The organism is Pseudomonas sp. TTU2014-080ASC, from assembly GCF_001446935.1.
Taxonomy (GTDB): domain Bacteria; phylum Pseudomonadota; class Gammaproteobacteria; order Pseudomonadales; family Pseudomonadaceae; genus Aquipseudomonas.
The window spans coordinates 1129133-1143612 of the sequence record NZ_LKKK01000001.1; the positions used below are offsets into that span (position 1 = coordinate 1129133).

Consider the following 14480-nt stretch of genomic DNA (forward strand, 5'->3'; position numbering starts at 1 on the left):
TAATGGCATACGTCAAATGACGTACTGCAATACGCACCAAAAGAGCGCACGCGGGCACGACCCGACGGGTACCACTTATCCACAGGAGGCTCTAGCCCGCCACTTTGAAATTTGGGGCATGTTTGTTGCTTTGCTTCGTCACAAATAGGGAGAAGCGTCAGGAGCACACCTGTGCAGCAAACTGGTACGCAACGCATCATCAAGATTCGCCGCGACTACAACAGCTGGGTCGCCGACGAAACCATGGAAGACTACGCACTGCGCTACACACCCCGCGCATTCCGCAAGTGGTCAGAGCTGCGCATTGCCAACACGGCCTTCAGCACCGTGTCATTTCTCGCCCTGGAAGCCATCGGCGCAACGCTGGCCCTGAGCTACGGCTTCACCAACACGCTGTGGGCGATCATTGCCGTAAGTCTGGTGATCTTCCTCACTGCCATGCCGATCAGCTATTACGCCGCCCGCTACGGCGTAGACATGGACCTGCTCACCCGTGGCGCTGGTTTCGGCTACATCGGCTCGACCATCACCTCCCTGATCTACGCCAGCTTCACCTTCCTGTTCTTCGCCCTTGAGGCGGCGATCATGGCCTTGGCGCTGGAGTTGTATTTCGACATTCCGTTGGCCTTTGCCTACGTCATCTGTTCAGTGCTGGTGATTCCCTTAGTGGCGTATGGCATCACCCTGATCAACCGGCTGCAGATGTGGACGCAACCGCTGTGGCTGTTTCTGCTGCTGTTGCCCTACGTCTTCGTGATCAGCAAAAACCCGGACGCGCTGTCTGACTGGACCACCTTCGCCGGGCGCTCGGGCGAGTCAGGTGCCTTCAACCTCCTGCACTTCGGCGCGGCCTGCACCGTTGGCTTGGCGTTGATCACACAGATTGGCGAACAAGTGGATTACCTGCGTTTTCTGCCGCAAAAGACGGCGCAAAACCGCAAGCGCTGGTGGGCTGCGCTGCTGATTGCCGGGCCTGGCTGGATCATCCCCGGCGCGCTGAAAATGCTCGCCGGCGCCTTCCTCGCCTTCCTTGCCCTGCAACATGAAATCCCCATGGAGCGCGCCGCCGAGCCGACGCAGATGTATCTGGTGGCGTTCAACTACGTGTTCAGCTCGCCGGAGTGGGCGCTGGCGGCGATGGTGCTGTTCGTTATCGTCTCGCAGATCAAGATCAACCTGACCAACGCTTACGCCGGTTCACTGGCCTGGTCGAACTTCTTCGCCCGCGTGACCCACAGCCATCCGGGCCGCGTGGTGTGGCTGGTGTTTAACGTCGCCATCGCCCTGCTGTTGATGGAGCTGGGCGTGTTTCAGGCGATTGAACAGGTGCTGGGGCTGTACGCCAACATCGCCATCGCCTGGATTGGCGCGGTGGTCGCTGACCTGCTGATCAACAAACCGCTGGGCCTGTCGCCCAAGCACATCGAATTCAAGCGGGCGCACCTGTACGACATTAACCCGGTGGGCGTCGGTGCCATGCTAGTCGCCTCGCTGATGTCGATCCTCGCCCACGGCGGCCACTTCGGTGAGCTGGCGCAATCCGCCTCGCCGTTTGTGGCGCTGCTGTGCGCCATGCTGGTCGCACCACTGATTGCCTGGTTTACCAAAGGTCGCTACTACCTCGCCCGCAGCAGCGACGCGGAGCTAATCCATTGCAGCGGGCACGCCCACACCGTCGAATGTGGCCTGTGCAGCAATGCGTTTGAGCGGGAAGACATGGCCTTTTGTCCTGCCTACAGCACGCCGATCTGCTCTCTATGCTGCTCGCTGGAAGCCCGTTGCGCCGATGCCTGCAAACCCCGCGCGCGCATCAGCCAGCAATGGGACGACCTGCTGCACTGGCTGTTCCCGGCTGGTTCCGTGCCGCGCTTACACAATCGACTGGCGCAGTACCTGACGCTGCTGAGCACGATGATGGCGCTGCTGTATGGCGCCCTCGCACTGATCTACAACCAGGTCGCCATCGGCCTGATCGAACCGACTGATGTCGCTCGGGAAGCGCTGTATCTGGCCTTCCTCAAAGCCTTTATCACCTTACTGGTGTTTGCCGCCGTGCTTTGCTGGTGGATCGTTCTGACCCGCGAAAGCCGCCGCGTGGCGCAGGAGGAATCCGACCGGCAAACCCAATTGCTGATGCAGGAAATCGAAGCCCACCGCAAAACCGACGAAGCCCTGCAAAAGGCCAAGGAGGCCAGCGAAGCCGCCAACGCCGCCAAGAGCCGCTACGTCACCGGCCTGTCCCACGAGCTGCGCACACCGCTCAACAGCATCCTCGGCTACACCCAGATTCTCCAGCGCGACGGTGCGTTGCCGCGCCAGCATCAGGACGCCCTGGCCACCATCTACCGCAGCGGCTCGCACCTGCTGGCGCTGATCGACGGCCTGCTCGACGTCGCCAAGATCGAAGCAGGCAAGCTGCAATTGCAGCTGAGCGAAATCCCCTTCCCGGAATTCCTCCACCAACTTGAGCGTATGTTCACCCCGCAGGCGGCAGAGAAAGGCCTGGGCTTTCGCCTCGAAACTCAGGGGCGCATGCCAGCCGTGGTGCGCGGGGATGAAAAGCGCGTGCAGCAGATTCTGATCAACCTGCTCGGCAACGCCGTGCGCTTTACCGACAGCGGCGAAGTCTGCCTGCGCATCAGCTACCGGCGGCAAACCGCCTGCTTCGAAATCATCGACACCGGCATCGGTATTGATGCCGAGCAGATCGAGCGCCTGTTCCAGCCCTTCGAGCGCGGCGACCTGATGCGCCAGGACAACGGGGTCGGCCTCGGCCTGACCATCACCCGCATGCTCACCTCACTGATGGGTGGCGAGCTGTCCGTCACCAGTACGGTCGGCAAAGGCACCTGCTTTCAGGTGCGCCTGTTCCTCTCCGAGGTGCGCGTGCCGCAAACGGTGATCCACGTCGCCCACAAAATCACCGGTTACACCGGCCCGCGCAAACGCATCCTGCTGGTGGACGATCACAGCGAACACCGCAACGTCCTGCAAGGCATGCTCAGCCCACTGGGCTTTGATATTGCGCAGGCGGCCAACGGGCAGGAAGCGATTCGCCAGACCGCCCTGCTGCTGCCTGACCTGATCCTCATGGACCTGTCCATGCCCGGCATGGATGGTTGGGAAACCAGCCGCCTGATCCGCCGCAATGTGCAGTCCACCGCGCCGATTATCGTCGTCTCGGCCAACGCCTTCGACGATGACCGCGTGCGCAGCGTGGCCGCAGCCTGTGACGACTACCTGGCCAAGCCAGTACACGCCCCGGCCCTGCTCGACCTGATTCAGAAGCACCTCAAGCTGGAGTGGATCAAACCCCAAACCAGCGAAGCACCCGCACCTCAGCAAACCGTACTCCCTGACAAAGCCGACCTGGACGAACTGCGCGAGCTGAGCGCCATCGGCTACCTACGCGGCATACAAGAAAAACTCGACGCCATCGAACGGAATAACCCGGCCAGCGCTGGCTTCACCACGCCCCTGCGCGCACTGGTGAAGAGCTTCCGCCTCGATGAGCTCAACCGACAATTAAAGGAGGCAGACCATGCACACGCTGACCCATCCTGCTGAAACCCGGCAAAGCGCCGCCGAACGCGGCGTCATCCTCATCGTCGACGATACACCGGACAATCTCGCCCTTCTCTCCGATGCACTGGATGACGAAGGCTATATGGTGCTGGTGGCACTGGATGGCAGCAGCGCCCTGAGCCGCATCCAACGTCGCCGGCCGGACCTGATTCTGCTCGACGCGATGATGCCGGGGCTGGATGGGTTTGAAACCTGCGAACGGATCAAGGCCGACCCGACAACGGCGGATATCCCTGTGCTGTTTATGACCGCGCTGGTGGAAACCGAGCATGTAGTGCGCGGCTTTGAAGCAGGCGGCATTGACTACGTGACCAAGCCGATCAACACCAGCGAAGTCCTCGCCCGCGTCGCCTCCCACCTGCGTACTGCACGCATCCTGCAAAAGGCCAAAGCAGGCAGTCAGGTGCAGACGCCTACGCTGGATGACGATCAGGCCTGCAGCCTGCTATCGCAGCGTTTTCACCTGACCGAAAGGGAAGTAGAAGTGCTGCGCTGGGTCGCCTGCGGCAAGACCAACCGCGACATCGGCCTGATCCTCGACCTCAGCCCACGCACCGTGAACAAACACCTGGAACACGTTTACGTAAAACTTGGCGTAGAAACCCGCACCGCGGCTGCGTCAGTGGCGTTGGCCGCAATCAGCCATGAACAACGCTGAATCCCATGGTGGATAACCTGCTGCGCAGGCTTATCTCACCCTACAAAAGCACTTACGGAGAAACTGCATCACTGTAGGGTGGACAAGACCGCTGTGCGGTTTGTCCACCATGGCCCAAAAGAACAACCATTTCTGAGCGCCGTGCGCCTAAGGTGGATAACCTGCTTCGCAGGCTTATCGCACCCTGCAAAGCGGGTTAAACCCTGAATGCCCCAATCAGCTGCTTCAACCGCGCAACCAACACCGACAACTCGCGGCTGGCCTGTTCGGTCTGCCCGGCACCTTCGGCGGTCAACTCACCGGCTTGGCTGATCTGGACGATGTTCTGGTCAATATCGTGGGCCACCGCCGTCTGCTCTTCAGCGGCTGTAGCGATCTGCTGGTTCTGGTCAACGATCATGCCGACTGCACTGAGGATATTCTCCAGCGCCTGCTGCACCTGCCCCGACTCGCTGACAGTGCTATCGGCCATCTGATGGCTGGTGTTCATGGTCTTAACCGCAGCACCCACGCCATTTTGCAGCCTGGCAATCATTGCCTCGATTTCCGCCGTGGACTGCTGAGTGCGCTTGGCCAGGTTGCGTACTTCATCGGCAACCACAGCAAAACCACGCCCTTGTTCGCCGGCACGGGCGGCTTCAATCGCAGCGTTCAGCGCCAGCAGGTTGGTCTGCTCGGCAATGCCTTTAATCACATCCAGCACTTGGCTGATCGACTGGCTGTCGCTGGCCAGTTGATTAATCACCACCACCGACTGATCAATCTCCCCAGCCAAGCGCTGAATACTGCCGACCTGAGATTCCACCAGCGCACGGCCAGTCACCGTTTCATCATTCACACTCTGCGCACTGCCCACCGCAGCAGCCGCACTGCTGGCGACCTCCTGCGCGGTGGCTGACAACTCGTTCATTGCCGTGGCGATCAGGTCAATCTGGCTGCGCTGCCCGGTAACGGCCTTGTTGCTCTCTGCCGAGACATGCTCAACCCGCTCAGCCTGGCGTTCCACTTCGCTCACAGTCTGACCGACACGCTCAATCAGCTCGCGAATCTTGCGCACCGTTTGGTTAAACAGCGTGCTCAGCTCACCCAGCTCATCCTGGCTGTGCGCCTTAATGCTGACGGTCATGTCACCGCCAGCAACCTGATTCATCACCTGCCCCAGACGCTTGAGCGTGGAGCGGATCGACACATAAAAGCCGCTGTACAGATAAACGATCAGTAGGAATACCGCCACCAGCGCCACCACCAGCAACACCATCTGCATGCGGTTGTCGGCCAGACGCTCCTGCAGCTGCTCATCCAGCAGAGACAAGATGCCGTCCTGCAATGCCGTAGTTTTATCGATATTGGCGCTGACTTCATCGAAGTACTGCATCCACGGTGTTTCCAGCGTGTCAGCCACTACGACCTGATCTTCAAAAATCACCGCAGAGGCTTTCAGGCTTTCCAGGCTCTGCTCAGCCAATCCCGGCAAAGATGAATGCTCAGGCACATTACGCAGGTGCACGGCGTACTCGCCTTGGAGGCGTTCCACGTCCAGCAAAATGGTGTCAAAGGTGGTGCTGGCCGATGAGTTGAGATAGCCCTGCGACAACGAGCTGGAGCCCACTGCCCGCCCCTTGCTAAGCAGCGCAGTGATTTTCGGGGTTTCTACAGTGATCAGCTCCACCAACTGGCGCACAGTACTGTCGAGATCCTGAATCAGCCCTGCCTGGCTGGCGATCAGGCGCACAAACACCTGATTCCCCGCCTGCACCCGCTCTGCCAGACCGATCTTGCCTTGTAGCGAGGTTTCCGCCTTAACTGCGGCCAACCCAGCCAACAGCTGATCACGCTCGGCATCGAACGCGCTGACCAATTCCTCATCCCGGCTCGGAGAGGCCATGCCTTGCAGCAACGTAGTGATCTGCGTGTGCAGCGCATCCAAGCGCTTATCCACCTCACCGCCCTGTCCGGATTGGCCGACCACCGAATTCACGTCGGTGTAGGCGGAATAATCTTCCAGCATACGACGCAACTTCAGACTGTCCGACAGCAAGCTCAAGCTCTGCTGTGCGGTCTGAGTACTCACAGTCTGCTGATAGGATTCTTGTACAAGAAAGAAGTTAGTGACCAGCATCGGCAAGAAGAACAGCACACTGATCAGGCTGAACTTCATTCCAAAGCTGAGGCGATTCATAAGCGCGATAGCCGGATAGAGAACGGACTTCACGATAGATCTCCACGTTCTAATTATTTTTGTGGACGCTTATTGCGCAGACGCTCTAGCGGCATCGTGCACGAACTTGTCTGTAGGCCTGCAGCTTAGCGCCGCTGCTGTACAGCAGTTTTGAGACGGATGTCACAAACACAGCAGCCACACGACTCGACATATATACCCTGTATCGACTACGCGGTGTGTAACTTAAGGTTAATTGTCCCCGCCCGCTGAATCACTGCATTTGCCCCGCAACTGGCGGCTAGAGCCGCCAGTTTCAGCGTCAGATCAGCAAAATCCACACCGCAATCAAGGCGTACCAAAGCATTGCCGTACGCACCAGCAGCTGCCAGAGACTATCCAGCGTGGTGACGCCCTCTTCACCCAAGCTTGGTTCCGGCAGCTCAGCCGCGGCCCGCGCAGTCATGTTGGCCAACTGAGCCGCACTGATATCCCAGCTCAGCAGTTCATGCAGCAAGCTGCGGCTGACGGCAGCGAAGTTGCCCACCAGGGCAAAGCTTAAGGCCAGAATCCGCACCGGCAGCCAATCGAAACCATGACGTACCTGCAGGGCAATGTCCTTCAGCGTCGGCTGTTGGCTGTGCTCAGCCAGCAGCGCAACCAAACGGTAAGCCAGCGCCGCCAGCGGCCCCAGTAAGGCATACCAGAAGATCACCGCAAAAAAGCTCTGAAACGCCTGCCAGACCATGTACTTCTGCACACATGCCAGCAGCGTCGAAGCCTCTTCAGCCTCAATATTCAGGTCACGCTGTGCCACCAAATACGCAGCCTCGGCATCACCGCGCCGCCAGCTATCACGAAACGGCCCAAGCGCCGCCTGCAAATCACCCCGGCCTAAGCTGTAGATCACCACCAGCAGGTGCACCGGCAACGCCAGCAAACCGTACAGCACAGACTCCAGCGCCAACAGAATCAGGCCCAGCGCCAACACCGGCAGTAATACCACTAACAACAGGCTCAGCCATGGCTGAGCACTGTCTTCTTTATTGCCCTCGACTGCACGCAGCAGGCGCAGAAAAGGACCGTCGTTTTGAATAGGCAACCGCCAGGACGAAAACTTCTCGACCCACAGCACCAGCAACAGCACCAGAAAATTCATTGCTACTCCTCGTCTTGCTCAAGCGCACTGCGGTAGCGCTGCCAATCGAAAGCGGGTCCCGGATCAGTCTTGCGTCCGGGAGCAATGTCGCTGTGGCCGCAAATGCGCGACAGCGTGATTGCAGGATACGCCGCGCGGATAGTTCGGGTCAGCCGCACCAAAGCCGCATATTGTCGCTCAGTGAACGGCAGATCGTCCGTTCCCTCAAGCTCAATACCTATCGAGAAGTCGTTGCAGTTTTCCCGTCCCTCGAAGCTAGAAACACCGGCATGCCAAGCACGCCCATGACAGGACACGAACTGGGTGACGGCCCCATCGCGCTCAATCAGAAAATGTGCCGCCACTTGCAGGCTGGCGATCCCGGCAAAGTATTCGTGAGCGTCTGGCTCAAGGCGGTTCTGGAACAGCTGATGCACATAGCCGCCACCGAACTGGCCGGGGGGCAGACTGATGTTATGAATCACCAGCAGCGACACCTCAGCCTGCGGGCGTTCATTAAAATTGGGGGATGGACAGTGCTGTATGCCAGCGCACCAGCCACTGATTGGGTCCAGCTGCATAGAGACTCCTCTGAAGAGCCGCCACTCTAGTGCAGCAATCCGCTACGGCCAAGCCCTGAAAGTTTTAGTCCGGCCGCCACGTTGCAGCCCCATGGCTTCGCGACCGGAGTCGCTCCTACTCCACCAGAGTAAGAGCGACTTAAAGCGCAAACAGCCAGGCCCCGTCACTCGCCCTTGAGCTTGCGCAGATTGCCGATGACCGACTCCAACGCCCGGTCAAACAACAGCGCATCATTCAACAGACGGATGGACTGACGACGAAACTCGACCGCCAGGCCCATTCGGGTTTTCTCCAGCACCTTCATGCCATTGCGGTTCACGAAGATGTACTTGCCGGTTGGCTTGATAAAAGCAGCCAGCTTGCAACGCAGTTTGCGCTCGTCTTCCTGCTGAAACTCCAACCAACTGCCGACGCGCAAGGCATCCACCTGTTGCACGGCCTCATCGTTGTCATCCAGCTCAACCTCTTGCACAGGCTGCGCCGACTCACCCGGCGCCAGCAGGACGATTTCCTCAACCACTTCAACCATCGCCGGAGCCGGTTCCGGCTCAGCAGCCTCAGCCACCCCCACCGGTTCCACCAGCAATGGCAGCTCTAGGCCACCGTCATCCACCACAATGGCGGGCTCGCTGCGCACCTCGGCTACAGGCTTGTCGAAACGTTGCAGCGCCTGCCAATGCAGGGCTTCCAACTGACTGAAGAGCGCCTCGGCAGCGAACGGATCGAAAGCACTGTCTTCAACGCCCTTACGCAGGGCTTTGACCACCTCCGGCAATACAGCCAGCAGACGCTCACGGTCACCCGGATGATCATGCGGTTCCACGCTCCAGATCAGCTCATCCATGGTGCTCAGGACGGCTTGCCACTCCGGCGAGGAATCGCCATGTTTGAGGCAAGTCAGCATCAACGTCTTGCTCCAGGCGTCCTGCAGCAAACGCACCACCACTTCTGGCAAGGTCCGCCCCAACAAACGCTCATTGAGCGCCTGCTCCACGGTCTGACGTGCCAACGCCGCTTTGGCGCTGCCTTCTTCGGCATCCCGGGTGCGCTGCTCCAGTAGCTCACTGCGACGGCGCTCGTCGCCCATAAAGGCGGTGAAGTCAGCTAACAGATCGGCAAAGATTTGCGGATCATCGGTGAAGTCATTGAGCAGGCGTTGCACCACCTGCTCGATCTTTTGATACAGATTGTCCCGCTGCGCCTCGCCCTGCTCACTCCAGCCCAGCGCCGCTGCGGCAATTTCATTGAGCAGGCGTCGTGCCGGATGGCTGCCGCGACTGAAAAAGCTCTTATCGATCACCGCTACTTTCAACATCGGAATCTGCAGGCGTCCAATCAGCGCTTTGAGCGAGTCCGGCAGCGTGCGGTCGTCGAGAATGAACTCGAACAACATCGACACCAGGTTGATGACGTCCTCGTCCATCTCCCCCACCACCCGCGTCTTGCCCGATTTAGCACTGGCGCGGGCCAGCAGGTTTTCCAGCTGCTCACGCAGATCGCCGTCTGCCTCAGCCTGCACAGGAGCACGCTGCTGCATGTGCGAAAGCAGGCGCATCAGGTCATTGCTGGTAATCGGCAATGCATCGGCCGGACGCGGGCGCTGCGGGATGACCGAGCCTCGCGCCTGAGACAGTAAGCCCTGGAGCATGCCAAACACTTCCTGCACGCTCTCACCGCTGACCGCAGCGCTGTCAGACTCGCCCGCAGCCATCGCAACATTCACCGGTGCAGCCTGCGGTCGGCGCGGCGGTACCGACTTGATCTCCGGCAGCACACCAGCCGCCACCAGCAACTCATTGGCCTCGGCGTACAGCTGGCCCAGCTCGCTGAGCACGTATTTGTCGAACAGCTTGAGTACGATCAGCTTGACCCGAATTTCCACGCCCAGGCTGCCACAGCAGTCCATAAAGGCCGCACACAGGCTAGCCGGGCCAACCGGGTTATTCTTCTCATCCAGCTTTTTGCTAACCAATGCATTCAGGCGAGCGGTCAGATGGCCAAGCGCCTGGCCATCGCGACTGATGACCTTAGCCACCATCGACTCGACCGCCACCGCCTCCTCCAGTGCATCGTTCTGCACCAGAGAAAGGCTCTCAAAAGACACATTTTCCAGAACCGGGCGACCGATTTCGTACTGATTCAGCGTGGCAAATTCATCCGCCACCTTGTCCAGAAAAGCGCGCTCGATCTGCTTACGTCGCAGGCGCAGGTCACGCATGGCCTCGAAGAAGGCATTTTGCTCAGCATTAGAAGTCGCCCGATCCGCCATCTCAAACAGCGTATCGTCAGCGTTGTCGAACAAAGCCTGTTGAGCCAGCCTCAGCTGCTCGGCGACCTTGTCTCGGACCTCGACCAGCACGGCTGGCAGCCTTGCAGTCGGGTGATTGGATTTTTGCTCTGGGTTGACCGTCTTCAGGTGAACCACATTCGCATCAGTTTTCATGGTGCATCTCCGCAGAGAGCCCCTCTTGGGCTACATGCTCTGCACGGTGATCAACTGAGCGTCGTCCCTAACGTCAACTTTTCGGCGTCAATAATCAGAAATTTCTCAGCATTATAGAGAGCCTTTTCACCAAGCCAAGTTAACTTTTAGCGCGTATTTGATACACATCACAGATAGCAGCAAAGTACCGTGCTTGAGCTGCGGCGCCGACAAATGGTACGACTGTTCAGCTCCGTACAACCTCGCAAGACGCGCGGAGGCCGCACAGCGGTTTATCCACCAAGCGCCCGCACAGGCCACCACCATTGTGAAACCGGCAAATATCCATGGTGGGTGGCCTGCTGCGCAGGCTTACCGCCCCCTACAAAGCCCGTTCCCCTACGCAGCGCTGCGCAAACCCCTCCCAGCCCCTATAATCCGCAGATTCTTTGAGCCGGAGCCCACCATGCCAAACCTCACCCTTGCCGATCTCACCACAGAAATCGAGGCCAACGTGCGCCGTGCACTGGCTGAGGACATCGGCAGCGGCGACATCACAGCCCAACTGATCCCAGCTGAGCGCCTGGCCCGCGCCACCATCATCACCCGCGACAACGCTGTGATCTGCGGCACCGCATGGGTCGATGCCGTGTTTCGTCAGCTCGACCCACGCGTCGCTGTGCACTGGAATGTTCAGGATGGCCAACGTGCCGAAGCCAACCAGCCACTGTTCCATCTGGAAGGCCCGGCCCGCGCTCTGCTCAGCGGCGAGCGCGCCGCGCTGAACTTCCTGCAAACCCTGTCTGCCGTATCCACCCGCTGCCAGCACTATGCAGACCTGGTTAAAGACACCAACGTCAAACTGCTCGACACCCGCAAAACCCTGCCCGGCCTGCGCCTGGCGCAAAAATATGCGGTGACCCAAGGTGGCTGCCACAACCACCGAATTGGCCTGTACGACGCCTTCCTTATTAAGGAAAACCACATCGCCGCCTGCGGTGGCATTGCCCAAGCCGTCGCCGCCGCACACAAAATTGCTCCCGGCAAACCGGTAGAAGTTGAAGTGGAAAGTCTCGACGAGCTGCAGCAAGCGCTAGAAGCAGGCGCCGACATCATCATGCTGGATGAATTGAATCTGGATGAAATGCGTCAGGCCGTCGCCATCACCCAAGGCCGCGCCAAGCTCGAAGCCTCTGGCGGCGTAAACGAAACTACATTGCGCAGCATCGCTGAAACCGGGGTGGATTACATTTCGATTGGCACATTGACCAAGGATATAAAAGCCGTGGACTTGTCCATGCGCTTAAGCCTGTAACCCGCTACATCAAAGCCGCTCCTAGCCACCATCGTGCGCAGGAGCGGCTTCAGCAGCAAAGACTCAAGACTTAAGCAGTCTGCGCCTCTTCAAGAATTTTGAAGAACACGGTTTCCAACGACACCGCAGGCTTGATGCTCAACAGATGCCCGCCAACCTGATTGAGCTGAGCTATAAAGGCCGGTAAATCTACCTGCATCACTTCACACTCATACTCTGCCTCACGCAGCGTGCGCCCACCTTCAACCAGCGGTTGCGCGGCGGAGTAGCGCACCAACATATGGTCCACGCGCTCTGCCGCCAACTCGCGGGGCGAACGCACAGTGAGCAGTTGGCCTTTATTGATAAAGCCAAAACGGTCGGCAATACGCTCTACGTCGTGCAACACGTGAGAAGTGAAGAAGATCGCCCCACCCTGCTGTTTGAACTCGGTGAGAATCTCCACCACATCCTTACGCCCAACCGGATCAAGGCCAGACAACGGCTCATCCAGCACCAGCAACTTAGGCTGAACGACCATCGCATGTGCCAGCGCCACACGCTGCACGTTGCCCTTGGATAACTCGCGAATCTTGCGCTTAGCGTTCTGCGCAATGGAGAAACGCTCCATCCAATGCATGCACCACGCATCAGCGTCTTTGCGTTTGATGCCGTACATAGACAGCCCCATACGCAGAATTTCCAAGGGCGTGAACTGCTCATAAAGCGCCGGCGCTTCCGGCACATAGGCAAGCGGCTTACGCGCCTCCGCCTTATGCGCATCTACACCGTAGATGCTGACTGAGCCTTGATAGTCATTGATGATGTCCAGCATCACCTTAATCGTAGTGGACTTACCCGCACCGTTTGGACCGACAAAACCGAAAACCTCACCTTCGGACATAGTGAGGTTTACATCCTTCAGGGCCTGGAGGGTTTTGCCTTTGGTGTGGAAGGTGTGGTTTACCCCCCTAAACTCCATAACTGCGGACACTATTCCTCCTCTGCCCCAGAAAACTTAATCTGTCTGAGTACAAAACGATGATCAATAAACTCGTACCCCAACCGCAAAGGATCATCGGGCAGCGTATCAATCAAACCTGCCTCCAATAACTCCTCTGGACTTTCAAGTTTTTTACCGCGCAATAATTCAAAACGGCGCTGTGCATCACGAAGCAGCACTAGCCCCTTCAAGCGCATAACACGCTTGTTTAGCATGTCTTTTAGCTTCGCGTCTGCAGACTTATCCCGCTCTGATTCGACAAACTTAATTGCCAGCTCAGCATCCTCAATCTGCTCAGCCCTAATCATGATTGCGAACTTTCTAAAGCTTGCTGCATTTTGGCTTGATCGCCGGGCTGCCATTTCGAGATAGAGAGAGGCTTGCTCAAGATTCTTTTCAAAAAAGAACTGATTAAACCCATAAAAGAAAGCTGGGTATTCGTCCCAAAATCTGCAGCTAGCGGCACGCTTCAAAATAGAGCTGCCGACTTGATCCGCCCCCCCCCATGTCAAAAAACCGTTTGCCAGATAGTAATTATCTTCATGACATGGATTGAGTTCAGAAACTACTGCTTGAGCTCGCACAAGGTAATCCATGTCCGCTTGTCCGAAATCAACTCCAGTTGCGGCCAACCTTGCTGTTTCCATGTTCGCGGCAAAAAAACGATCGCCCCCGTACAGAAACAACAAAATTGGAGCTGGTATAACTACACGCCCCCCTGAATCCAGAGAACTTCCTTTGTAATCGCTCGACTGCATTAAAACAGCATATAAAAACAGCAGAAGGCCCGAAAGCGCAATCGACGCGGTCGGAATGTTGAAGTTACGCAACATCAGCTGAAACGCTTATTTTGCAATGCCATAACTGCAAACGCCAAAAATAACACTGCATACCCTAGGGTACCGGCTATCAATAGTGCCCATTGATCTGGTAGAAATTCAATTTTCCCATAGAGAGCCACGCCCCTAATATCCAAACTACCTAAATCTGGAACTAACCATTTCAACATTGAAATCCCAGACTCTAATGGGGCACCGTCCGCAAGCAATTGAATAACGGAATAATATGTTCTTGACACAATCGAAAATCCGATAATTGTAAAAAACAAAAACCCCGTCGAGGAAGTAATCATCGATACAAAGACCGAAACAGAGAGAATCACAAAAACATCAAGCAAAAAAAACGCAATAAATATCGCAAAGCCGCTCATTGAAATAGCTGTGGCCTGCTGATACCCCAGAGAGACAAAGTAAGCCATCCCACCCAATAGAGCCGCCCCAAGGACCACAAGGAAAACCATATATAAGAAAACAGCAAAAAACTTGCCAAACAAAATATTAGCCCTATTAATGGGCATTGCAAAAGTGCGCAAATAGTACTTTCGAGAGAACTCCCTCGACATAACCTCATGAACAAGAAGAAATAACAGAAGAGGTGTAAAAAGGCGAAGAGTCGAAATACCAACATCTAAAGCAACTGTAGCAGGTTGCCTACCACTAAATAGCCCCGCACAAAATGCCGATATCGCAACAAGGGCAACCAGCAGCCCACCCAAAGCAATCAAGTGGCTGCGCCAAATGAGCAAAATTGATTCTTTAAACATTGCCATCCTGAAAGGCAGGAGAGTACCTCCTGCCTTA

General features: G+C 57.3%; 10 protein-coding genes and 1 pseudogene. 3 read left to right on the top strand and 8 right to left on the bottom strand.

Annotated features, from left to right (window positions below):
• Positions 1-171 precede the first annotated feature (171 nt).
• On the top strand, positions 172-3567 hold the full coding sequence (locus AO726_RS05140; protein ID WP_058066958.1) for an ATP-binding protein: 3396 nt from the start codon (positions 172-174) through the stop codon (positions 3565-3567).
• The gene (locus AO726_RS05145) at positions 3542-4243 is read left to right on the top strand and encodes a response regulator (RefSeq protein WP_058066959.1); all 702 of its coding nucleotides are present in this window, start codon (positions 3542-3544) and stop codon (positions 4241-4243) included. The genes AO726_RS05140 and AO726_RS05145 overlap by 26 nt, the downstream gene beginning before the upstream one ends.
• A gap of 196 nt (positions 4244-4439) precedes the next feature.
• Here AO726_RS05145 and AO726_RS21575 read toward each other — a convergent pair whose 3' ends face one another.
• The 5 genes and pseudogenes from AO726_RS21575 to AO726_RS05165 all read right to left on the bottom strand — a co-directional run bounded on the left by AO726_RS21575 (position 4440) and on the right by AO726_RS05165 (position 10564).
• Positions 4440-5153, bottom strand: coding sequence for a methyl-accepting chemotaxis protein (locus AO726_RS21575; protein ID WP_446737410.1), 714 nt, complete (start codon positions 5151-5153; stop codon positions 4440-4442).
• 141 nt (positions 5154-5294) lie between these two features.
• Positions 5295-6422 (bottom strand): annotated as a pseudogene (locus tag AO726_RS21580) (HAMP domain-containing protein); the annotation flags it as partial.
• 301 nt (positions 6423-6723) lie between these two features.
• Complete coding sequence (gene ampE, locus AO726_RS05155; protein WP_058066961.1) at positions 6724-7560, bottom strand: regulatory signaling modulator protein AmpE; 837 nt, start codon at positions 7558-7560, stop codon at positions 6724-6726.
• 2 nt (positions 7561-7562) lie between these two features.
• Positions 7563-8120, bottom strand: coding sequence for a 1,6-anhydro-N-acetylmuramyl-L-alanine amidase AmpD (gene ampD, locus AO726_RS05160; RefSeq protein WP_058066962.1), 558 nt, complete (start codon positions 8118-8120; stop codon positions 7563-7565).
• 164 nt (positions 8121-8284) lie between these two features.
• Positions 8285-10564, bottom strand: coding sequence for a DUF1631 domain-containing protein (locus tag AO726_RS05165; protein ID WP_058066963.1), 2280 nt, complete (start codon positions 10562-10564; stop codon positions 8285-8287).
• 445 nt (positions 10565-11009) lie between these two features.
• Here AO726_RS05165 and nadC point away from each other — a divergent pair, with 445 nt between their 5' ends.
• Positions 11010-11858, top strand: coding sequence for a carboxylating nicotinate-nucleotide diphosphorylase (gene nadC, locus AO726_RS05170; protein ID WP_058066964.1), 849 nt, complete (start codon positions 11010-11012; stop codon positions 11856-11858).
• Between the two features lie 70 nt (positions 11859-11928).
• Here nadC and AO726_RS05175 read toward each other — a convergent pair whose 3' ends face one another.
• Genes AO726_RS05175 through AO726_RS05185 form a run of 3 tightly spaced genes read right to left on the bottom strand, consistent with a single transcriptional unit; the run spans position 11929 to position 14443 of the window.
• Positions 11929-12831: an ABC transporter ATP-binding protein gene (locus AO726_RS05175; RefSeq protein WP_058066965.1), complete on the bottom strand. Its 903-nt coding sequence runs from the start codon at positions 12829-12831 to the stop codon at positions 11929-11931.
• Entirely contained in the window at positions 12831-13673 is an 843-nt protein-coding gene (locus AO726_RS05180; protein WP_058066966.1) for a hypothetical protein, read from the bottom strand. Before AO726_RS05180 ends, AO726_RS05175 begins: the two co-directional genes overlap by 1 nt.
• The gene (locus AO726_RS05185) at positions 13673-14443 is read right to left on the bottom strand and encodes a hypothetical protein (protein WP_152987233.1); all 771 of its coding nucleotides are present in this window, start codon (positions 14441-14443) and stop codon (positions 13673-13675) included. The genes AO726_RS05180 and AO726_RS05185 overlap by 1 nt, the downstream gene beginning before the upstream one ends.
• Positions 14444-14480: the final 37 nt, after the last annotated feature.